The organism is Pseudomonas sp. Sample_10 (genome assembly GCF_004321495.1).
In the GTDB taxonomy this organism is placed as follows: Bacteria; Pseudomonadota; Gammaproteobacteria; order Pseudomonadales; family Pseudomonadaceae; genus Aquipseudomonas.
The window spans coordinates 1-21,468 of the sequence record NZ_RCOE01000161.1 but is presented as its reverse complement, the minus strand read 5'-3'; the positions used below and the strand labels follow the sequence as shown (position 1 = coordinate 21,468).

General features: G+C 59.6%; 17 protein-coding genes. 5 read left to right on the top strand and 12 right to left on the bottom strand.

Features of this window, described 5'->3' with window-relative positions; translation table 11 throughout:
• Positions 1-135: 135 nt before the first annotated feature.
• From D8U18_RS16215 to yaaA, 12 genes are all read right to left on the bottom strand, one after another.
• Positions 136-792: an alginate O-acetyltransferase AlgF gene (locus D8U18_RS16215; protein ID WP_130931923.1), complete on the bottom strand. Its 657-nt coding sequence runs from the start codon at positions 790-792 to the stop codon at positions 136-138.
• A gap of 17 nt (positions 793-809) precedes the next feature.
• Positions 810-1,985 carry an alginate O-acetyltransferase gene (locus D8U18_RS16210; protein WP_130903615.1) on the bottom strand — a complete coding sequence of 392 codons (1,176 nt, stop codon included), beginning with the start codon at positions 1,983-1,985 and terminating at the stop codon, positions 810-812.
• A gap of 11 nt (positions 1,986-1,996) precedes the next feature.
• The gene (locus tag D8U18_RS16205) at positions 1,997-3,562 is read right to left on the bottom strand and encodes an MBOAT family protein (protein ID WP_056854505.1); all 1,566 of its coding nucleotides are present in this window, start codon (positions 3,560-3,562) and stop codon (positions 1,997-1,999) included.
• A 201-nt stretch (positions 3,563-3,763) separates the two neighbouring features.
• Positions 3,764-4,879 carry a mannuronate-specific alginate lyase gene (locus D8U18_RS16200; RefSeq protein WP_056854504.1) on the bottom strand — a complete coding sequence of 372 codons (1,116 nt, stop codon included), beginning with the start codon at positions 4,877-4,879 and terminating at the stop codon, positions 3,764-3,766.
• A gap of 8 nt (positions 4,880-4,887) precedes the next feature.
• The gene (locus tag D8U18_RS16195) at positions 4,888-6,339 is read right to left on the bottom strand and encodes an alginate O-acetyltransferase (RefSeq protein ID WP_056854503.1); all 1,452 of its coding nucleotides are present in this window, start codon (positions 6,337-6,339) and stop codon (positions 4,888-4,890) included.
• A gap of 10 nt (positions 6,340-6,349) precedes the next feature.
• Positions 6,350-7,939 carry a mannuronan 5-epimerase AlgG gene (gene algG, locus D8U18_RS16190; RefSeq protein ID WP_056854502.1) on the bottom strand — a complete coding sequence of 530 codons (1,590 nt, stop codon included), beginning with the start codon at positions 7,937-7,939 and terminating at the stop codon, positions 6,350-6,352.
• Positions 7,940-7,965: 26 nt separating this feature from the next.
• On the bottom strand, positions 7,966-9,450 hold the full coding sequence (locus D8U18_RS16185; protein WP_056854501.1) for an alginate export family protein: 1,485 nt from the start codon (positions 9,448-9,450) through the stop codon (positions 7,966-7,968).
• Positions 9,447-10,955 carry an alginate biosynthesis TPR repeat lipoprotein AlgK gene (gene algK / locus D8U18_RS16180; protein ID WP_177434583.1) on the bottom strand — a complete coding sequence of 503 codons (1,509 nt, stop codon included), beginning with the start codon at positions 10,953-10,955 and terminating at the stop codon, positions 9,447-9,449. The genes D8U18_RS16185 and algK overlap by 4 nt, the downstream gene beginning before the upstream one ends.
• Positions 10,956-10,964: 9 nt before the next feature.
• Positions 10,965-12,134, bottom strand: coding sequence for an alginate biosynthesis protein Alg44 (locus D8U18_RS16175; RefSeq protein ID WP_130903617.1), 1,170 nt, complete (start codon positions 12,132-12,134; stop codon positions 10,965-10,967).
• 36 nt (positions 12,135-12,170) lie between these two features.
• Positions 12,171-13,655 carry a mannuronan synthase gene (gene alg8 / locus D8U18_RS16170; protein ID WP_177435030.1) on the bottom strand — a complete coding sequence of 495 codons (1,485 nt, stop codon included), beginning with the start codon at positions 13,653-13,655 and terminating at the stop codon, positions 12,171-12,173.
• Between the two features lie 149 nt (positions 13,656-13,804).
• Complete coding sequence (locus D8U18_RS16165) at positions 13,805-15,121, bottom strand: nucleotide sugar dehydrogenase (RefSeq protein WP_056854498.1); 1,317 nt, start codon at positions 15,119-15,121, stop codon at positions 13,805-13,807.
• Positions 15,122-15,942: 821 nt separating this feature from the next.
• Complete coding sequence (yaaA, locus tag D8U18_RS16160; protein ID WP_131107995.1) at positions 15,943-16,722, bottom strand: peroxide stress protein YaaA; 780 nt, start codon at positions 16,720-16,722, stop codon at positions 15,943-15,945.
• Between the two features lie 349 nt (positions 16,723-17,071).
• Between yaaA and D8U18_RS16155 the strand changes: the two genes are divergently transcribed.
• The 5 genes from D8U18_RS16155 to moaE all read left to right on the top strand — a co-directional run bounded on the left by D8U18_RS16155 (position 17,072) and on the right by moaE (position 21,337).
• Positions 17,072-18,196 carry a polysaccharide deacetylase family protein gene (locus tag D8U18_RS16155; protein ID WP_131107994.1) on the top strand — a complete coding sequence of 375 codons (1,125 nt, stop codon included), beginning with the start codon at positions 17,072-17,074 and terminating at the stop codon, positions 18,194-18,196.
• 336 nt (positions 18,197-18,532) lie between these two features.
• Positions 18,533-19,927: a PhoH family protein gene (locus D8U18_RS16150; protein ID WP_056854495.1), complete on the top strand. Its 1,395-nt coding sequence runs from the start codon at positions 18,533-18,535 to the stop codon at positions 19,925-19,927.
• A 241-nt stretch (positions 19,928-20,168) separates the two neighbouring features.
• Positions 20,169-20,642: a cyclic pyranopterin monophosphate synthase MoaC gene (moaC, locus tag D8U18_RS16145; RefSeq protein WP_008060536.1), complete on the top strand. Its 474-nt coding sequence runs from the start codon at positions 20,169-20,171 to the stop codon at positions 20,640-20,642.
• The gene (locus tag D8U18_RS16140) at positions 20,639-20,881 is read left to right on the top strand and encodes a MoaD/ThiS family protein (RefSeq protein ID WP_056853658.1); all 243 of its coding nucleotides are present in this window, start codon (positions 20,639-20,641) and stop codon (positions 20,879-20,881) included. Before moaC ends, D8U18_RS16140 begins: the two co-directional genes overlap by 4 nt.
• A gap of 3 nt (positions 20,882-20,884) precedes the next feature.
• Positions 20,885-21,337: a molybdopterin synthase catalytic subunit MoaE gene (gene moaE, locus D8U18_RS16135; RefSeq protein WP_056853657.1), complete on the top strand. Its 453-nt coding sequence runs from the start codon at positions 20,885-20,887 to the stop codon at positions 21,335-21,337.
• Positions 21,338-21,468 lie beyond the last annotated feature (131 nt).

Sequence of the window (21,468 nt, the reverse complement as noted above, 5' to 3'; positions counted from 1 at the left end):
CCCCGTTGATTCCTCGATCCCTGTGGGAGCTGGCTTGCCAGCGATGGCATCAACTTGGTGCATCTGTTTCACCGAGTCGTCTGCATCGCGGGCAAGCCCGCTCCCACAGGGAAATGGGTCAACCGGACGAATTAATTAGCGCGTCGATACCGGGCGTTTTACCCAGACTGGCGACAGGCTGCTGCCGTTGCCGGTGACGTACAGCACTGCCGCTTCACCGCGTTCCAGGGCGACGGGTTTCACGTCGCCGACTTTCGTTGCGCCATCGTATAGCGCCAGGCTGACTTTCACCGGGTTGATTTCACGTTCGCCACGGCCCTTGGGTGCGACGTTCGGCACCACGTCGGTCTTGCCGTCGGCGGTTTTCAGGGTCAGTGCCTTGTCGCTGAGGTTCTGCACGCGCACCAGGGATTTCTGCTTGTTCTTGAACGGCGGCTCTTCGATCAGTTGCGGCGCGCCGCTGGCGTTGTTGACCAGGGTGTAATAGTGATCGCCGGCCAGTTTCACCGGCAGGGTCTGGCTGCCGACCTTGGCGCTGTAGTCACCGCCCGGCATGAAGCTGAAGTCACTGCTGGACAGCGGTGCGACGTCGCTCAGGCTGGTGCTGCCGACGGTGGCGCTGACTTCGGCGTTGCTGGCGTTGTAGATACGCACGAAGGATGAACCTTTCGGTGCAGTCGGGCCGTACAGCGCAGCATCGCCACCGGCGAAGGCCTGCATCGAGAGCACACTCATACCAGCAACCAGTGCAAAGGTCTTGGCGAGACGACGCGGAGTAGTAGTGAAAGTCATGGTAGTACCTCTCTCTTTCAGTTTTGCGCCCGGTCGGGCGTCTCGGATTTAGTGTTTGCGGCTACGTTTTGTTGGCGGGCGCCGGCTTGTTTAAGCTCTGCGACCCACTGCGGGTCGGCGTCGCCGATTTCGTTGTTCACAGGCAGATATCGTTCAGGAAACTCCCAGATCAGCACTTGTGGCGGGCTGTTCTTGAAAGCATCGCTTTTGAGGTAGCTGAGCATTGGCAGAATCGGGCCGTGGCCGTCTTCGGCGTAATTGACCACGTCGCTGTTCAGCGCTTGCTTGAGCGCACCGACGAAGTTCCAGTTGGGGTTGGCGCTGTAGCTGGTGCCGATCAGGGCCACCGGCACTTCGGTGTTGGCAAACAGCGCGTCGTCACCGGCCGCTTGATCTTCAGCCGCGACCGTATTGCGCTTCTGCAGAGGCTCCTGCTTGGGCATCAGGTTTTCGAACAGCGGGTCCAGTGGCAGGAACAGCCGCAGGTCGCCCTTGTGCGTAACGGTTTCCGCAGGTTCGGTGACGAAGCGCTGTGGCTCGCCGCTCAGCGGGTACTTGTCGGCAATGGTCTTGGCCAAACGGTTGGCCGCGATCTCGGCACCTTGTGGTGTCCAGTGGGTGTCGGTGCGCAGGAACACCTGCTGACCGTTCTGCTTGGCCTGTTGCAGCGGGCCGAGCAGGTCAGGAGCAAGGATGCGGTCGGCAGCCAGACGCTTGTGGAAGTCCTGGTAAAGGTTGGCGTGGATGCTGGCCGGTTTTTCCTCGCCCAGATGCTCCGGATACAGACGCACCTTGGCCGGTACCACCGCCATTACCAGTTTCACGCCTTTCTCTTTGAGGGTCTGGCGTACGCCTTCAACCAGCGCGTAGTTGCCTTGCAGGTTCAGCTCTTCGTTGACGGTCGGGTGGAATTCTTCATCGCTGTACAACCACTGGTCGCGTCCGAGCACCACGCCCGGACGACCTTCGTTGAACAGTTTGAAATCCAGCGCCGCCCAGAGGTTGGTGCCAAGACGCTTGATCGGAAACTCGTCGTCGTAGTGGGTTTCCACCGCCTTGGTCCAGCGGCCGTTGAGCACCGTCGCATCGGCGTTGGTGCTGAAGCCCAGGAAGCTGCGAACCGACCACAGGCCGAGGGCGAGCAGCGTCACCAGGAACAGGGCGATGTAGAAGATGCGTAATGAGCGGGTCATGGTCAGATCCCTCAGAACTGGAAGTAAAGGAACGGCGAGAAGCTTTGCGCCGAGAGTTTGAGAATCGAGGCGATGAACAGCAGCAGCACCAGCGCCCGCATCACATAACGCGACCAGTCAGCGGTCCAGTAGGCCGGTTGCACCTGGGCGTCGACGCCGACGGTGTAGCCAGGCTGGTGAATGCTCGCCGGGTTATCCCCAGGCGCGGCCTTGATCAGACCCGGTTCGCTGGCGGCCGGGCCATCGCTGTCCACGTTCAGCGCAGGCTTGGTCTTGCCCGCAGGCTGGTTGCTGTAGAAGTCACGCAGGCCAAAGAACGCCAGGGTCACGTAGGCGACGATCAGCGTTGCCACTTGCAGACCGGTGAGGCTGGCCTGGTTGAGTTCCGACAGCGACCAGTCGCCGAAGCTGAACATCGCGCCATACATGCGACCGGCGACGTGCAGGTTTTCTGCACGGAAGATCACCCAGCCCATCACCACCAGCAGGAAGGTCAGCGCCCAGCGGATCGGGTTGAAGCTGCGCGGCGAAGTGTTCAGGCCCAGGGCCTTTTCAATCGCCAGCCACATGCCGTGCCACGCACCCCAGACGATGTAGGTGATGTTAGCGCCGTGCCACAGGCCACCGAGCAGCATGGTCAGGAACAGGTTGCGATAGGTGGTCAGCGTGCCTTTACGGTTGCCGCCCAGGGTGATGTACAGATAGTCACGCAACCAGGTCGACAGGCTGATGTGCCAGCGGCGCCAGAACTCGGTGATCGACTGACTGATGTACGGCTGCTTGAAGTTTTCCATGAAGCGGAAACCCATCATCAAGCCCAGGCCGATGGCCATGTCGCTGTAGCCGGAGAAGTCGAAGTACAACTGCGCGGTGTAGGCCAGTGCCCCCAGCCAGGCATCGCCCGTGGTCGGGTTTTGCAGGGCGAAGCAATGGTCGGCCACCACCGCGAGGGTGTCGGCGATGAAGACTTTCTTGATGAAACCCTGCATGAACCGCGTGCAGCCCTCGGAGAATTTGTCGAGGGTGTGCGTGCGGTTGTTGAACTGGTCGGCGAGGTCGCGAAAACGCAACACGGGACCTGCGATCAAGTGCGGGAAAATCGCCACGAACGCCGCGAAGTCGATCAGGTTGCGGGTCGCCGGGGTGTCGCCACGGTAGACGTCGATGATGTAGCTGATGGACTCGAAGATGTAGAACGAGATACCGATCGGCAACAGCACGTGGGTCAGAATGAACGGCTCCAGGCCCACCGACGTCATCATCGCGTTGATGCTGTCGACGCCGAAGTTGGCGTACTTGAAGTAGCCGAGGATGCACAGGTCGACAGCCACGCCGAGCAGCAACCAGCGTTGTGCCGGTTTGGTCCGGACACCGGCGGCACCGACCTTCAGGCCGATCCAGTAGTTCCACAGCGTGACCGCTGCGAACAGCGCCAGAAAGTCCACACGCCACCAGGCATAGAACACGTAGCTGGCAATCAGCAGCAACAGATTGCGATAGCGTTGCCCGCTCAGGTAGTACAAGCCGAGAAAGATCGGCAAGAACAAAAACAGGAACACGTTGGACGAAAAAACCATCCCGATCTCTCCTTGTTTGAACCAACAGTCAAGGGCCAACGGCCCCCCCAAACCCCCCACCGAAAACCGGGGGAGGTACATGATCGTTCCCACGCTCTGCGTGGGAATGCCTCAATGGACGCTCTGCGTCCGCTTCGGCATGTGACGCGGAGCGTCACGGGCTGCATTCCCACGCAGAGCGTGGGAACGATCAGCGTTGACTCAACTGCCCTTTTTGCCCTTTTCATTGGCCGGGTCGTAGACCCGGGTCAAGTCTCCACCCAGGCGGAAAGTCTTGAACGGTTGCATGTCATGCTTCTTCTCCAGCACGTCCGGCGCGCAGGTGTAGAGCGAGCAGAACGGTTCGAGCCAGGCGAATTTCGAATCGACCTTGAGGTCGGTCATGTCCTGTTCCTTACCGTTCTTCTGCTCGAATTCGTCCGGATCCTTGACCCCGGCGAGTACCCGATCACCCAGGCGTTTCAACGCGCCGTTGTTTTCCTGGCGCAGGTCCACTCCGTTGACCTGGGCGAAACTGGCGATCATCGCCAGTGGCGGCAGGGCATAGTTGTGGTAGGCCAACGCACGTTGCTGACGCTTGAGTTCGTTAGGCAAAAAGCCCTGGGCGTCGACCTGATTGGCGCCGACCTTGTATTCCTTCACGGCCCAGTCGAACAGGTCGCGGCGGTTGGTGGCGACGGCGGTTGCCATCACCGACCAGGCGGCCCAGTACGAATGGTTGTTGGTTTTTTCCAGCGGCAGGTTGTCCCAATCGCTGACCACCTGGTCGGCCATCTTGCTGAACCAGGCCTCGATCAGCTGCGACTCTTGCTGATGATTGGCCAGCGGACGGGAGTCGGAAAACTTCAGGCGAATGTACGAGGACGCCATGCTGCCCAGTGCCCATTTGCGCATCGACTTGCCGGTGTGGTTGAAGTCCTTGGACATCAACGCATCCGCCTTGGCCCATGCCGTAAGCCAGTTGAGCGTGCATTCCAGTTGTTCCGGGCGACCGTCACGCATGAATTGCATGACGCGCTTGCTGGTGCCGCGCTCGATCTTGGTGATATCGGCGGTGCTGTCGCGGAAGGCTTTTTCCGATTGCACGTTCAGGGTCGAACGGGCCTTGTCCGAACCTTCGTACTTGCTGCGAAATTGCAGCGAGCCGGTGTACGGCGTCGGCATTGCTTCGCAGCCTTCGCTCTTGTCGCCGGTTTTGACTTTCTCGATCGGCGCGAAGTAACCCTGTGGCGGACGCAAAGGCGCCGCCGCCTGGGTCGCACCGGCGAACATCGCCAGGCTCAAAAGCGTCAGTGTTGCCAGTTTCGGATTTCGCATAGCAGACCTCATTGCCCGGCTGAAGCGGTACGTTGCTCAGCGCCCGGGAACACGTTGCGTTTGCAGATTTTCGCTTCGACTTTCTGTGGCGCGGCGCCCGCTTTTTCCGGGCCCTGGACTTCAACGGCCAGCAGATTCTGCGAGGCCCAGTCTTCGTCCGTGCGCAACTCGAAGGCGAAACGTCCGTCAGTCTCGGAGGTTTCCGGTTTTTCGATCTTGATGTCCTCGTGGCGACCGTTCATGTACCAGAGGGTGGCTTGCAAGGTTTTCACCGACGTGTCGGCGAAGCGGATGTCGACCTGGTGACTGCTGTTACGCAGGTCGAGGTTTTTGCTGTTGACCATCAATTCGTTTTTGCCCGGCTTCAGGGTGGCGCTCCCGGACATCTGTGCATCCTTGCCTTCGCAACCGTTGTCCAGCAACGCCATCATCTGGCGGTAGATGGTTTCCTGGTCGAGGCGATAGAGCGGCGAGAATTCCCAGATGAGAATTTTCGGCGGGTTCTTCTGGAACTCCTCGCTGCCCAGGTACTGCAGCATCGAACCTTCCAGGCCACCGCCGGGGAACGCCACGTTGAGAATGTCGGCGCCGATGGCCTCTTCGAGGAAACCGGCGAAGTTGTAGTTCTTGCCACTGTGGCTGGTGCCGACCAGGGTGATCTCCGGATTGCCGGAGTCGCCGAACAGATCGCCATCGCCTGCTTCACCTTTTGGCTCGGTGGTGAATTGATCCATGTACTGGATCGCGTAGCTGGTGCCACAGAGTTGACCGGCCATGTTGTGCAATGTTCCGGTCTTGCCCATGCGACCCGACTTATGGGTCTCGAATTCACGCTTGGGAATGTCGGCGAAGGCCGGGATCTGCTTGACCTTTTCGGCAACGATTTTCGCTGTGCGCTGCGCGCCGTACGGTGTCCAGTGCTGGTCGCCACGGAAGTAAAAGTCGTGGGCGGGCAGGGTCTCGGGCAGTTGTTCGTTGGTCAGCGGCGACAGGTCCGGCACTACGTAACCCATCTGTGCGAAACGGCCGAGCATGGTCTTGTAGTTGCGCAACGCCTTGTCGAAGTCGTAGCTGGCTTTCTCCGCCGGGTTGAGCTTGTTGCGGTTCACCAGGCCACGGGTCGGCTGGTAAACGATGACCAGTTCCACGCCTTTGCTCTTGAACGCATCGTGCAGTTGTTTCATGCGTTTGTAGCCGGCGGGGGTGGTGTCGAACTCGGTGCGCAAGTCTTCTTGCGTACGGAACAACCAGTCGCCCTGGGCCTGCACCAGCGTGGTGAAATTCTGCTGATAACGTGTGGTGTAATTCTTCGCATCGTGAGCGGCCGGGCAGAGGCTGCAGCACGGTTCAGCGGAAAATTTGGGTGCCTGGACTTCATCGGCACGGGCGCCGCCACTAGCCGCGAGAATGCCCGCGGTCAGGGCCGACAGGCTGAGTAATTTGATCAAGTGTGGGTGCATAAAATTATCCTCAGTCCTGCATTTCGGTCTGGCGTTCGACAGGGTCGATCAGCACGGCTTTCTGCTGGCGTACCAGCAAGTCGAGAATTTCATCCTGGCGCTCACCGAGAATCCCCGAGAAGCTGATGCCACTGGATTTGGTCGGGGCGAGCATGGACACGCGATACAACTCGACGCTCAGCGGCGAGTCGATGGACAGCGGGCCGCTGCCGTTGGCCGCCAGTTCACCGCCGACCACGATCAGCGACACCTGGGCGTCGAACGGGTCGAGCTTGATGTCTCGGTCGGTGTTGGTCAGGTCTTTGATGTGGCCATAGACGCCGGTCAAACCGTTGGCCATGGCGATGTTTTCGTAGAGGCGAATGTTCACGCTGTTACGAATGCGGATGCCGTGGCGGCGGTTGCTGACGACTTTGTTGCCCCACAGCAGGTTGTCGGCACTCTCGTAGAGGGTGATGCCGTCGGTGTGGTTCTGGTAGATCTCGTTGTAGGCGATCAGGTTGTTGACGCTGTTACGGTCGATCACCAGGCCCGACAACTTGTTGTCGTAGCTGCGGTTGTTGAAGATGAAGCTGTCGTTGACCTCACGGGAAATAATGATCCCGTGCTTCTTCTTCGTTCCGTACACCGTGTTGTCGGCAATGATCAGGCCGTGGGAACGGTCGTGGGGGTCGATGCCGTAGACGATGTTGTCTTTGTAGGTGTTGCCCTTGACTACGAAGTTGCTGGTTTCGTAGCAGTAGAAGCCGTACCACATGTCCGAGAATTCGGAACCGACGATCCAGCCAGTCGGCTCAGGACGCTTGAGCACCTTGGCCATGTTCGGCGTGTACTGGGAAATACTCACGCCGTAGGACTTACTGTTGGCATAACCGAAACTGGCGAGCTTGCTGTTGGCGATGTAGGTCTCGGTGCCGCCCCATGCCAGCAGGAACGGACGGAATTCCTTTGGCGACTTGAACGTCGCCGGGCCGTTGTCCTTCTCGCGCCAGCCAGTGATCCTGGTGTCACGCACGAACAATTTGCCGTCGTTGACCAGGAACGAACCGGCTTCCTGGGACAGACGCAATTCCTGGGTCTGTTTGTCGATTTCGAGGATGCCGTTACGGCCGACCACGATCGGCAATCTGGCCAGGAACACACCCGGCGAGGTTTCGCTGAAATACTGCTTGGGCAGCTTCTTCGCCAGGTCCTTGAGGTTCATGTAGCCGTCGTCGACAAAGATCGCCTGAGGGATGCCGTGCTGGCGCACCACCCATTCGGCCATCTTGTTGTCGCCGCCGATGAAGTCCTTCAGAGCGTCTTCCTGCATCATCCGGCGCACACTGATCTTGCCCGCTTTGCCGCGCACGATTTTCGCCGCGATGGCCTCGGCGGTGTAGCCGGAAACGTCCGGCAGCTTCGGCGTGGCCAGTTCCAGCGGCGCGGTCGGTGCACTGCTGACGGTATAGGTCTTGGCCTGTTGCAGCTCCTTGGCCACGGTCGCCTGCTTGCCGGCTAGAGGAGCCGCTGGCTCCACATTGGCGAAGGCAGTCGCGCTGGCCAGCAGCATGGCGCCGGCCAACAGGCTGATCGAGCCTTTTCGGGCTTGATGATTCATCTGGGAGACTCCCTTCGCAATGTGCATCAGAAGCGCCAGATCACGTCGATGAATGCGCGGTGCATGTACGAGTCGACTTCCTTGCCGTACGCATCACCCGGCTTGAACACGCCGCCACGCAAGCGCACCAGCGCCGAAGGCTCGTCGATCGCCTGGCTCATCGAGGCCGGCAGCAAGCCTTGCTTGAAGTACTTGGTGACGACCAGATCCATTTCCTGACCGAGGTCTTTCTCGCCATCGTTCAGCGGCAGGGAGGTGCTGGAAAGGATTGCGCCGGTCACGTCGTCGGTGTTGTTCTGCACAGCGTCGATGCCGTTGCTGCCGACCGGTTTGTTGCCGTCGACACGCCAGAATTTGTGGTAGATCAGGCTGGCGTCGTATTCGTCGTTGAGCATCCACGAACCGAACAGCGTGGCCGATTGCAGGTTGTTCATTTCGCCACGGAACGCTTCGCCGAAACGGTGCACGCGCGAGCGGGTACCGGTGTAGTTCGAGCGGTTACTTTCCAGGCCGTTCTGTTCGTAGTCTTCGCTGGCACGGGCATAGGCAGCACCCACTTGCCATTGCGGATCGAGGCGCAGACGCACGCCCAGGTCCGTGGCCCAGCCGTCGACATCGCCGCTGCGCTTGGCTTGCGCCGGAGCGCTGCCATCGGCGTTCAGCGGGTTGACCGTGTCGCGGTCACCGCTCATGCCGGTGATGCTGCCCCAGTAGTTGACGGTGTTGGTGTTGCGCCAGTTGTAGGCGTCGCTGTCGGCGGTGAGGCCCAGCCAGCTGATGTCGCCGTTCTGTTTCTTGTCCAGCGAATCGCTGGCTTCGCCGGGCGTCGGGTAATCGAGCTTGCCGTCGTCGTGGGTGTGATGACCACGAATGCCGACCCAGTTGCCCGGTGTCCACTGGTACGCCGCGTCGGCGTAAGCGTGCAGGCGATCCTTGTCTTCAGGGGCCAGTTCTTTCAAGTCGGTGCGGTACTCGCTGAAGCGTTCGGCGATACCCACGTTGGCGCGCAACAGCGTGGTGTCGAAGGTCCAGTTCAGGGCCTCGATATTGGTGTCGCGCCACTGGCCGTCGTCATTGCGCAGGCGCTGGCGACCAAACTTCAGGATCTCGCCAGGGTAGGGCGTGAAGCCGCTGTAGCCGACCCAGAACTCGCGCATCGCCAGGTAGTTCTTCTTGGTTTCGCGGTCGTTGTTGTTGGTGTTCTCGGCACCGTCGGACTGTTGCAGGGTGTCGGTCTCGATGATGTCGGTAGACGTCACCGCCTGACCCATGGCGTAGGCGCTCCACGCGCCGCTTTCGCCATAGACCCACGGACGCAAGTCGAGGCCGAGGCCGTTGACATCGCCACCGCTCTGGGTGCCCAGGTCACGGTCGTCTTCGAACTGACCGGTGATCTTCACGTCCAGGCCAAAGTTCTTGGTGTCTTCAGTCATCGCCGCGAGTGTCGGGCAAGACCAGATCAGCGCGAACGTGAGACCGATACCGGCCTTCATGAATGGATTCAATTTCATAGGGATTCCTCGCCATCTTCTTCTTGCAGGGCATGCAGCGGCAGCGTGTTCTGGCTCAAGTTGCCGCGAACGGCCTGTTCCTGTTTCAACAGACGTTGGGCTTGGGCCAGTTGCGCAGGCGGCAGTTGCGCTTCGAGTGTTTGTGCAAGCTCGGTGGCCTGCGGAGTGTTCTGGGCCTTGGCCAATTGGCTGAAGACGTACGCATTGAGCGGGTCAGGCTTGGTGCCTTTGCCTTGGGAGAACAGCTGGGCGATGGCAAAGTCGGCGCTGTTCTGACCATTGCGCGCAGCGGTCAGCAGGTGATCGAGGGCCTTTTGCGGATAGACCTTGCCCAGGTAGCCACGGCGATAGATCTGGCCGAGGTAGTAATCGGCGGCGACTTCGCGGCCGACGGCTTTCTGGAAGTGTTCTTCGGCGACCTTGGCGTCGGCCGGGACCATCTTGCCTTCGTAGTAGAGTTTACCCAGCAACAACTCGGCACGCGGTTGGTCGGCAGCGCGGCCGTTGTCCAGGTACTTCATCATCTGATCGACGTCGCCCAGTTCGGGGAAGTCGTAGAGCAGTTGCGCGAGGGTGACCCACGATGCCGGGTAACCCGGAGCGATCGGTTCGAGCAACGACTGTGCGGTTTTTTCGTCAGGCGTGCCGAGGTTCGCATCGGCCAGGACACGGGCGACGCTGTCGACACGTTGGGCCGTTACGGTGCCGCGGGCATGACCGGCCTGCATCTGTTTGATCAACTCGGCCTGTTGTTCAGGCTGGGCTTTTTTCTGGTAGACCGTGGCCAGTTCGACGTAGCAGATATCGGTGGTGTTGATCGCGGCTTTGCAGATCTTTTCCACGTCGTCCAGGTGCTGATCGTAAGTGCCTTGGGTGCGATACAACAGCACTTGCGCCAGACCGGCTTCCGGCTTGCCTTCGGCGCGCCATTGGCTGATCTGCTGCTGGGCATTCACGTTGGGGAAGCTGTGCGGGTACTGCAGGTACAGCATCGCCAACGGGATCAAGGTGTTGCCTTCGCCAGCAGCGGCGGCTTTCTTGAGCAGAGTCTCGGCTTCGTGCTGCTCGGCTTCGGTGGAGCCGGGCTTGGCCACCAGCAGGCGACCGAGACGCGCCTGGGCCCGCGGCGAAACGCTGGCAGCGGCGCGGTAGGTCGCCTCGGCCTGTTTCATTTGCGCCGGGTCGCGGCTGTCGACCTGAATGTCGGCCAGGCCGACCTGGGCTTCGCTGTAACCCAGGCTTGCCAACTGTTGATAGTTCGCTGCCGCGGTGGCGGTGTCGCCGCGCTTGAGCGCTTCGTTGGCCAGGCGCTGGTCAGGCAGGCCGGCGCAACCGGCAAGGCTGACGGCCAATGCGACGGCACACAGAGAACCCCTGTAGGAGTGAGCCTGCTCGCGATGCAGACGGCTCGGTGCATCAGACAAACCGCGCGGATCCCATCGCGAGCAGGCTCGCTCCCACAGGGACAGCGGTGTTCTTGGGGTTGGTGGGGTAGTCACGGGCATGTCCTCCGGTTACAGACCAGCAGCCATGGCTTTGTCGATCAGCCAGTTCAGGTTCGGGCCGCGGTCGCTGTTCACTTCAACCGGGCGGCCGGCGAGGGTGCTGTCCAGGGCTTCGTCAGGCTGGATCAGCACGCGAATGTCGGACGACAGGTCGGCGCTTTTCAGGCTGGTGCTGCTGACGATCTTGCCGGTGCGGGTCTTGTCTTCACCGGCGATCTGGAAGCGCACGGCGGTGCCTGGCAATACGTCAGCGAACTGGCGGTAGGTGAAGCGCGCTTCAACGTTGGCTTCGGTGTTGCGCGGCACCAGTTGGAAGATCACGTCGCCCTTGCTGGCGTACTGACCGTTGGCGACCATTTGCTGGGCCACGGTGCAATCGCATGGCGAGGTCAGGGTGCCGGTCATTTGCTTGCCGAACAGTTCTTCAACTTTGGCTGGCGACAGTTGGTCGTCTTCCAGATGGCCCTTGAGCACGTCGAGCATGCTGGTGCTGAACGTCGCCAGCGGTGCGCCCTTGGCGGCCACGCCATCGGACTTCACCAGGCTCTGCACGGTACCGTCGCGGGGCATGGTGATGTTCACGCCCGGCACGCTGACCAGGCCGGCCTGGGCGTGGCTGACGAAGTACATGCCGTACACCGACTTGAAGATGAAACCGAATGCCGCCAGGCCGACGACGAAAATGCCCAGGCTGAAGGTCACGGCTTTCATGCGGCCGAACGCGCTCATGCCGTGGCCGCCGTCCTTGCTCTTGCGCGCCTTGGTGAAGTTGTCGCGCTGCAGGGTCGCCAGCACTTCGCCGATGGTGACGATGTCGCCGGCCAGGTGCGAAGTGATCAGGTGGCGCAAGGTCGAGATGTCTTGCGGTTCCAGGTTCTGGAACTGGCAACCGGTACGACCGGTCTCGCGATCATTGGAGCGCACCTGCAGCTCCACATCCATGGCCAGGCCAAGGTTGTCGATGACGAATTGCAGACGAGCCTTGTATTTGTCGCCGACCTTCAGTGGCAGTTGCCCGGCATTGAAGGCCAGGCCACCGGCGGACAGGTCGATCACTCGCGCTTCGACCGGTGTCCGGTCGGGGCCGAAGAAACGCAGCTTGGCCGGAATTTTCACGCGGGCGTGTTGGCGCTGGGCTTCGGATTCATGGACTACGTTGGCATTGACGGCGGTATTCATAGAGGCGATTTCCTTGTTAATTCAATAAGGGGGCGGTCAGACCATCATCAGCAGCACGGCGACAAAAATGCTGCCGGCGGAGAAGGTCATGGTCCGAGACGACCAGGTGTTGAACCAACGTTGAAAGCTGGCGAGATCACGGGTCAGGGATGTGGGCTGGCGAGTCCAGGACTGTTGGTCGAGGCGGAAGAACACGTAGATCTTCACCAGCGCGCCGACGATCTGGTTGTAATAGAGAATCGCCGGGTAGGCCGGCCCGATCCGGTGGCCGGAACAGGACAGCAACAGGGTCAGGATCAGGCGAGTGATACCGATCCACAGCAGGTACACCAGGATGAAGGCGGTGCCGTACTTGAAGCTGGCGATGATCGCTACGGTCAGGCCGAGCAGCGAGGTCCACATCGACACGCGCTGATCGAACAGCACCACCGACGTGAACGCACCGAGGCGCTTGATGCCAAGGCCCAGGGCGCGGGAATTCTGGCGCAGGTTGTTGCCGTACCAGCGGAACATCAACTTGCGGCTGGCCTTGATGAAGCTCTTTTCCGGCGGATGCTCAACGGTGTTGATCGCGGCATCGGGCACGTAGAACGTGTCGTAGCCCAGGCGCATCAGGCTGAACCAGCTCGATTTGTCGTCGCCGGTCAGGAACTTGAAGCGACCCAGGCGCCAGTGTTGCAGCGAGTCGCTTTCCACGTCGGCGATGAATTCCGGGTTGGTGACCACGGTGGCGCGGAACACCGACATACGCCCGGTCATGGTCAACACGCGTTTGGACAAAGCCATCGAGCACATGTTGATGTGACGCTGGGCGAAACGCAGCTTGTGCCATTCGCTCATGATGTAGCCGCCACGTACTTCGCAGAACTCGTTGGTGGTCAGGCCGCCGACGTTGCCGAACAGTTGGAACCACGGCACGGTCTTGCGCACGACGCCTTCGCCGAGCACGGTATCGCCGTCGATCACCGCCACGACCGCGCGGTCATCCGGCAGGTGACGGGAGATGGCGCGGAAACCGTAAGCCAGGCCATCGCGCTTGCCGGTGCCGGGAATGCGCACGAAGTCGAGCTTCACATGCGGTGGCGGATTCATCCGTTTCCACAGGCTTTTCACCAGCAGCTCATCGGACATTTCCACGATGGAGCAGACCACGGTGGTCGGCAGGCCGCAGTCGATCGCTTCGCGAATCACCGAGCTGTAGACCTGTGCGGTGGTCAGGGCGTCGATACGGAAACTGGTGACCATCAAGAAGACATGGGACGGGTCCGCCGCCTTGCCCAGCTTGCGCACTTTGCGCCGCAGGTGCGGGTAGACCACGTACAGAAACAGCATGCCGCGCAGGAAGTGCGTGGCACCCATCGAGTAGCGCCAGATACCGACGATACCGATAAGGAAAATGAAGTCCTTCGACTCGGAGTCGAATGTGGACACAGGCAACGCCATGGCGATGCCCATCAGTAAACTTAGATAAAACAGCCAACCGGCGGCCTGGAGTAGGCCGTGCTTTAGCCTGTGCATAATCGGAATCCTAAAGTCATTTGCGAGCCCCTCGCCCCCTGTAGGAGCGCGGCTTGCCGGCGATGACACACTTGAGATCGCCATCGCGGGCAAGCCTTGCTCCTACAGGTCTTTCATGCGCGAAAGTGCGCTATCCGAGACGGGATTCCGTGTTACCAGCAGATGCCTTCGGTGCGGCCGCTGACGCTGGTGGCCTTGGACATGAAGCCGACCAGGTCGATCACCTGCTTGCCGTGCGGAACGTCCTTGACCAGGGCGCGGAATTTCTCGTCACGGTTACCCAGGATGATCACGTCGGAGTTGTTGATCACCGCGTCGAAGTCGGAATCGAGCAGGGACGAGACGTGCGGGATCTTCGACTCGATGTAGTCCTTGTTCGCACCGTGGACGCGGGCGTATTCAACGTTGCTGTCATAGATCTTCAGGTCGTAGCCCTTGCCGATCAGCATTTCCGCCAGGTCAACCAGCGGGCTCTCGCGCAGGTCGTCGGTACCGGCCTTGAAGCTCAGGCCCAGCAGGGCGACTTTGCGTTTGTCGTGGCTGGAAACGATGTCGAAGGCGTTCTGAACCTGGGATTCGTTACTGCGCATCAGCGAGTTCAGCAGCGGCGCTTCCACGTCCAGCGAACCGGCGCGGTAGGTCAGGGCACGCACGTCTTTGGGCAGGCAGGAACCGCCGAAAGCGAAGCCTGGACGCATGTAGTACTGCGACAGGTTCAGGGTCTTGTCCTGACAGACCACGTCCATCACTTCGCGGCCGTCGACGCCGACAGCCTTGGCGATGTTGCCGATCTCGTTGGCGAAGGTCACCTTGGTGGCGTGCCATACGTTGCAGGTGTACTTGATCATCTCGGCAACGGCGATGTCCTTGCGAATGATTGGCGCGTCGAGTTCTTCGTACAGCGATTGCAGAACGTCGCCCGATGCTTTGTCGAACTCACCGATCACGGTCATCGGCGGCTGGTCGTAGTCGGCAATCGCGGTGCTTTCACGCAGGAACTCAGGGTTCACGGCCACGCCGAAATCAACGCCGGCCTTCTTGCCGGAGCAGTCTTCGAGAATCGGGATGACTACGTTGGCCACGGTGCCCGGCAACACGGTGCTGCGCACCACGATGGTGTGGCGGGTGGACTTGTCACGCAGGACAAAACCGATCTCGCGGCACACGGCTTCGATGTAGTTCAGCTCCAGGTCGCCGTTCTTCTTGCTCGGCGTGCCGACGCAGATCATCGACAGGTCGGTGTCGCGAATCGCCTCGGCGAAATTGGTGGTGCCACGCAGGCGACCGGTCTGGATACCTTGCGCCAGAAGTTCACCCAGGCCTGGTTCAACGATTGGCGATTTGCCCGCGTTGATCATATCGATCTTGTCTTTGGCAACATCGACGCCAACGACGTCATGACCCCGTGCAGACAGGCAACCGGCACACACTGCGCCAACGTAACCCAAACCAAATATGCTGATGCGCATCGAAATTACCTCGTTATCAAGCTTGTGTTTTACCAAGCCATTAGATGGCCGGAGTTAATGTTTTCAGCGGTCATAGTGCACTCGGAAGTGCGGCTTACAGGCGCAGCTGTGCCGTGTGCTGGCATAAAAGTTCCGAGTGTCTAAATAAGTGCACTCAAGGTGTGCGCAACTAGGCCTTGTTGTTATGACTTGCCCTGTTATGCAGCCAACCCCCCTGTTCAGAGGGTGTTCGTGCACGGGTGCTGCGCGCTCGATCTCAGGCGGATAGCCCGTGGATCAAGCGGTTGGGTGCTCGGGTGAGCACGTTTATAGGGGCGCGGCCTTGGCCTTGTAGGGGATAGTGTTAATGCGTTATCTCCTGTCCGCTTGATGTTGCCCAAATCAGGGATTAGTTGGCGAAAGTTTGTATTACAACTTCGCTACATGAATCACTTCTCTGCGTAAGTTATCTCGTACAGTCTCGGCGAGAATCGTTACCGGTGGTATGAGCGGTGCATTTGGACATAGTTCCAGCCCGCCCATCGCGAAATCTGAAATTTTTTGAAATATTGAGAAAGATGGCACTGCTTTCATTTTGATAGCACTTGCCGTTTCGCCCTTTATATATAGGCGGATCGTCGGAGGGGATATTTTTGTGCCACTACTGTTAAAAAAAGTCAGTGCCACTACGTAAAAAAATGATTGAAGTCGAGTGAAACTAAAGTTAGAAAAATGATCGATGGTTTTTTGGCGCCAATTTACTGGCGAGCTGGCGGGGAGATTGTCGGACGATCAGTGACGGCGCAGGAGGGGGTTGACCCTTCCTGCGCGGTGCTTGCGCATCACTCTGGTGCGTGGTCGCGCAGGAACACCAGACTGTCCGGTTTTGACTGCTCGACGCTGTAACGATAGCCCTGCACATCAAAGTTTTTGAGCGCTGCCGGGTCGTCGATGCGTTCTTCGATGACGAAGCGACTCATCATGCCTCGGGCCTTTTTCGCGTAGAAGCTGATGATCTTGTACTGACCGTTCTTGAGGTCCTTGAACTCGGTATTGATAATGCGCGCGTTCAAGGCGCTGCGTTTGACCGCCGAGAAATACTCGTTGGACGCGAGGTTGAGCAATACGTCGTCACCTTGATCGGCCAGGGCTTCGTTCAACCATTCGCTGATCCGCGTGCCCCAGAAGGCGTACAGGTCCTTGCCACGGGCATTGGCCAGTTTGGTGCCCATTTCCAGCCGATACGGTTGCATCAAATCCAGTGGGCGCAGCAGGCCGTACAAGCCCGATAGCATGCGCAGGTGTTGCTGGGCGTAATCGAAATCGGCTTCGCTGAAGGTTTGCGCATTCAGCCCGGTGTACACATCGCCCTTGAACGCCAGTAGCGCCTGCTTGGCGTTATCCGGAGTGAAGGCGGGTGTCCAGCTGCCGAAGCGCGCAGCGTTGAGGCCGCCGATTTTGTCGGAGACGTGCATCAACTCGCTGATCTGCGCCGGCGTCAGGTCGCGCAGCTGCATGATCAGTTCCTGGGAGTGGTCCAGATACTGCGGCTGGGTAAAGCGCTGCGTCGCCGGCGGTGTTTCGTAGTCGAGGGTCTTGGCGGGGGAAATCACCATCAGCATGAAGTCGTCTCCTTTAATCGTGGCGGCGATTCTAGGGGGTTGGCCTCAATGACTCCAGCTATCAAGGTGATAGGTGATCGATGGTTTGCCAGGATGGGCTTCTGTGGCGAGGGAGCTTGCTCGCGCTCGAGCGCGAAGCGGTCGCAAGAGGGGGCACGTATTTAGCCTGGCGGAATGAGGTCGCCGGGTTGGGTCTGCTTCGCAGCCCAGCGGGAGCAAGCTCCCTCGCCACAATGAGTCGGCTTGGCTGCGGGAGCAAGCTCCCTCGCACAAGGCGTTCGGCTTGGCTGCGGGAGTTGCGGTCGGATCAGCTATAGTGCCGCGCGGGTTTTGTTATGGAGACATCCCATTGCGCATTGTTTTTCTACTCTCGGCCTGGCTTTTGAGCTTCGGCGCCCTGGCGGCGCCGGGCGACGTGGCGACGCTCGATCGCAGCACCTGGCCGGAACAACTCGCCAACCCGACATTGTTCGATGTCGCCTCGCGTGCGGAAATCCTCATGTTCGCCAGTGTGCTGCTGGCCAGCGAGTCCCTCGACGAACCCGCGTTGGCCCAGCGTTTGGGCTTGCGCACGATCAATCTGGACTCGGTCAACCGGGTTCGCCAACGCCTGTGGCAGCGCTTGCTTGCCAATTACAATTTCGCTCAACAGAGCTGCGATCAGGATGCGTCCTTCTGTTTCCTGGTCGAGGACATGCCCACCCTGCGTGAACAAGCCGCCAAGTTCCAGATCAGCGAAGACAGCTACTACACCCGTTGGGCGGAACCGAGTCGTGCGTTCCATGGCCAGTACCTCGACGAGCAACTGCGCAAGGCTGCGCTCTTCCCGCAGACCAGCAGCGAAGTCGATCGTTTTGGTGACTTTGAGCGCAACGGCGAGGCAATGCATGACCGGTTGTTTTTGCTGACGTTCGACAGCGCGGCCAATGCAGCACCGGATAACACGGCCTGGGTCAGCGAATACCTGCGCAAGGCCAACATGAGCGGCACGTTCTTCGTGCTCGGCAGGGACATCCAGGCCCGGCTGACGGAGCGTTCGGTCGCCAGCCTGCAATCGACGTACTCGGCCCAATGCGTCGGTGTGCAAGGCTGGGAGTTTCGTTCCCACAGCCACTGGCAGGACTGGCAGGACTCTGTGCGGCGCAGTGTCGAGCTGATCAAAGGCAAGCTGCCGGAAAATTTTGTGCCGCTGTTTCGCCCGCCCGATGGTCAGCGCCGCGCCGATGCCGAAGGTTTCTTCAAGGCTCAGGGCTTGCAGGTGGCGCTATGGGATATCGATGCCCAGGACGGCGCAGGCAAACTCAAGGCCAATCAGAGCGCACAGCGGGTGCTGACCTTGATGCTGCTGTGGCGTCATGGCGTGATCAATTTCAATGTGAAGCAGGATGGCGTGAAAACGGCGCTGCCTTGGCTGATGACGCAAACGTCGCAAAGCGGGATCGGTTGGGAAGACTGTCAGAGCGGGTTTCGCTGAAAAGGTCAAAACCCCGTAAACATTGGGCAAAAGGCGATTTCAGGAGGGGATTCGTTGCAGGTTGATCTCCGACTTTAAACGGGTGATGGCAGTCCGCCAAGCGCTTTTCGTCACTCTGAAAAATAAACTTCAAAAAAACGTCAAAGTGCTTTTTTCTGTCATGGGTTTTGGAGTATTACGAAGACAGACCGCCGAAACCTGCAACACAGGTGGCGTCTTCCCAGACTCCTATTGTGTGCAGTTCATCCAGGCCCTCGTGGATGAATTCGGCAGTCACCTCGAGGCGCAGCACTGTCAAGGTATTGCGTCGAATGGCTCCCACAAAGGTGACCGAGTATGGATGATCACGGACGTAGCTCTTCTTCCAACCAGCCAATCCTTTATGTACTCGATACCAACGTATTGATTCACGATCCAAACGCGCTGCTCAACTTCGAAGAACACCACGTCGCCATCCCGATGACCGTGCTGGAAGAGCTGGACAAGCTCAAGAGCGGCCATCACAGCGTTGCCGCCGAATGCCGTCAGGCCATCCGGCTGATCGACAAGACCCTGGGCGATGCCTCACCCGAGGACGTTGAACAGGGCGTGCCGATCCAGCGAGGCAAGAGCGGGCCGAAGGGCTTGCTGTCAATTCTGATGAGCAAGCGTGCCGAGCCGAACATCATTCTGCCCGAGCACCTGAACGACAACATCATCATCAACCAGTTGATCGACCTGCACGCGCGCGATCCGAAATTGCCGGTAGTGCTGGTCACCAAAGATATCAACATGCGCCTCAAGGCCCGAGCTTGTGGGATCGCGGCCGAGGACTACAGCACCGACCAACTGGTCGACGACGTGTCGCTGCTGCCCAACGGCTACCACAACATGACCGGCTCTTTCTGGGACCGCGTGAGCAAGGTCGAAACCCGCCAGGACCATGGACGCACCTGGCATCAGGTGCAACTGATCGACAACCTGCCGGCGGTGCACATCAACGAGTTCATCATCGACGAGCAAGGTTTTGTCGGCTGGATCAAGGAGATCGAGGAAGATAAATTGCTGATCCTGGACCTGCACCAGGAGCCGCTGCTGCACCAGGAAGCCTGGGGTCTGAAACCACGGGACATTTACCAGAGCCTGGCGCTCTACGCCTTGCTGGATCCGGATATCCACCTGGTCAACCTGTCCGGTGCTGCCGGTTCCGGTAAAACCATTCTGGCACTGGCGGCTGCGATCGAGCAGACCATGGTCAGCAAGCGTTACCGGCGGATCATCGCCACCCGCAGCGTGCAGGGCCTGGACCAGGAAATCGGTTTCCTGCCCGGCACCGAAGCGGAAAAAATGGAGCCGTGGCTGGGCGCCATCACCGACAACCTCGAAGCCTTGCACATGGATGACGAAAGCACCCATGGCAGCGTCGACTACATCCTCAGCAAAGTGCCGTTGCAGTTCAAATCCCTCAACTACATTCGGGGCCGCAGCTTCCAGCAGAGTCTGATCCTGATCGATGAATGCCAGAACCTCACGCCGCACCAGATGAAAACCATCATCACCCGTGCCGGCGCCGGTTCGAAAGTGGTGTGCCTGGGCAACCTGGCGCAAATCGACACCCCTTACCTGTCCGCGACCAGTTCCGGGCTGACCTACCTCACTGAGCGCTTCAAGGATTTCCCGAACGGGGTGCACATCACCCTGCAAGGGGTGCCTCGTTCGATCCTGGCCGAATACGCCGAATCGCATTTGTAATCCTTCACCCAAACCGGGCGGCCGACAAAGCCGCCCGGATTCTTATGCCCGACATATAACCCCTGTAGGAGCGAGCCTGCTCGCGATGGACGTGAACGATAATGCGTGTTGCCTGAATGACTACGTTGTTCTTGCGTTTTTCGCGAGCAGGCTCGCTCCTACAGGGGGACGTCCGATAATCGTGCGTGCGGAAAATTGACCCGCAGGTTTACAATCGACGCTCCTGATCAGGAGTAATCCCGTGCTGACTCATCTCGATTCCCAAGGTCGCGCCAACATGGTCGACGTCACTGAAAAAGCCGTGACGTTCCGTGAGGCGACGGCCCAAGCGCTGGTGCGCATGCTCCCCGAAACCCTGCAAATGATCGTCAGTGGCGGTCACCCCAAGGGTGATGTATTTGCGGTAGCGCGCATTGCCGGCATTCAGGCGGCGAAGAAAACCAGTGATTTGATTCCGCTGTGCCACCCGCTGATGCTCACGGGTGTGAAAGTCGAGCTCAGTGCCGAAGGTGACGACAGCGTGCGAATTGTCGCGCGCTGCAAATTGTCCGGGCAGACCGGTGTCGAAATGGAAGCCCTGACCGCCGCCAGCGTCGCGGCGCTGACGATCTACGACATGTGCAAGGCCGTGGATCGCGGCATGACCATTGAAAGCGTGCGCTTGCTGGAAAAAGTCGGCGGCAAGAGCGGGCATTTCCAGGCGGACCCGTCATGAATATCACCGTGAAGTTTTTTGCCCGGTATCGGGAAGCGTTGGGTGTGGATGCGGTAAACGTCGAGGGCAACTTCGCCACCGTCGATGACGTGCGGGTGTTGTTGGCCCAGCGCGACGGCGCCGAGGTGCTCCGCGAGCAGAATCTGATGTGCGCGCGCAATGAAGACCTTTGCCAACTCGACGAACCGGTCAGCGACGGCGACGAAGTGGCGTTTTTTCCGACCGTGACCGGAGGTTGAATCTTGGCCATTCGTGTGCAATCCACGGCGTTTGATCCCGGCGCTGAAGTCAACGCCATGCACGATGCGAATGTCGGCGTCGGCGCGGTGGTGAGCTTTGTCGGTTACGTTCGCGACTTCAATGATGGCCTCGATGTGGCCGGAATGTTCCTCGAACACTATCCTGGCATGACCGAAAAAGCCTTGGGCAAGATCGCCCTCGAAGCCGAGCAGCGCTGGCCGTTGCTCAAGCTGCAAGTGTTGCACCGCATCGGCGCGCTGGAACCGGGTGAGCCGATCGTCTTCGTTGGCGCCGCCAGCGCCCACCGCCAGGCGGCGTTCGATGCCTGCGCCTTTGTCATGGACTACCTGAAAACCCGCGCGCCGTTCTGGAAGAAGGAAAATACCAGCGACGGACCGCGCTGGGTGGAAGGGCGTGACAGCGATCATGCTGCGGCGGATCGCTGGAAGCAGTAATTGCTGTAGCGTCCTTCAGTCAATCATCGCGGGCAAGCCTTGCTCCTAAAAGTTTCGCGCCGTCCCATCATGACGCGAAACCTGTAGATACTCTGTTCACGGTCAAGCTTTCGCGAGATGTTTTTCGCTAA

Bases quoted from the DNA above. Each gene is read 5' to 3' on its own strand.
- algK (WP_177434583.1), bottom strand. From the start codon at position 10,955: ATGCCCGTGACTACCCCACCAACCCCAAGAACACCGCTGTCCCTGTGG.
- D8U18_RS16215 (WP_130931923.1), bottom strand. From the start codon at position 792: ATGACTTTCACTACTACTCCGCGTCGTCTCGCCAAGACCTTTGCACTG.
- D8U18_RS16205 (WP_056854505.1), bottom strand. From the start codon at position 3,562: ATGGTTTTTTCGTCCAACGTGTTCCTGTTTTTGTTCTTGCCGATCTTT.
- algG (WP_056854502.1), bottom strand. From the start codon at position 7,939: ATGAATCATCAAGCCCGAAAAGGCTCGATCAGCCTGTTGGCCGGCGCC.
- D8U18_RS16200 (WP_056854504.1), bottom strand. From the start codon at position 4,879: ATGCGAAATCCGAAACTGGCAACACTGACGCTTTTGAGCCTGGCGATG.
- D8U18_RS16140 (WP_056853658.1), top strand. From the start codon at position 20,639: ATGAATATCACCGTGAAGTTTTTTGCCCGGTATCGGGAAGCGTTGGGT.
- D8U18_RS16185 (WP_056854501.1), bottom strand. From the start codon at position 9,450: ATGAAATTGAATCCATTCATGAAGGCCGGTATCGGTCTCACGTTCGCG.
- yaaA (WP_131107995.1), bottom strand. From the start codon at position 16,722: ATGCTGATGGTGATTTCCCCCGCCAAGACCCTCGACTACGAAACACCG.
- D8U18_RS16175 (WP_130903617.1), bottom strand. From the start codon at position 12,134: ATGAATACCGCCGTCAATGCCAACGTAGTCCATGAATCCGAAGCCCAG.
- D8U18_RS16165 (WP_056854498.1), bottom strand. From the start codon at position 15,121: ATGCGCATCAGCATATTTGGTTTGGGTTACGTTGGCGCAGTGTGTGCC.
- D8U18_RS16210 (WP_130903615.1), bottom strand. From the start codon at position 1,985: ATGACCCGCTCATTACGCATCTTCTACATCGCCCTGTTCCTGGTGACG.
- D8U18_RS16195 (WP_056854503.1), bottom strand. From the start codon at position 6,339: ATGCACCCACACTTGATCAAATTACTCAGCCTGTCGGCCCTGACCGCG.
- D8U18_RS16150 (WP_056854495.1), top strand. From the start codon at position 18,533: ATGGATGATCACGGACGTAGCTCTTCTTCCAACCAGCCAATCCTTTAT.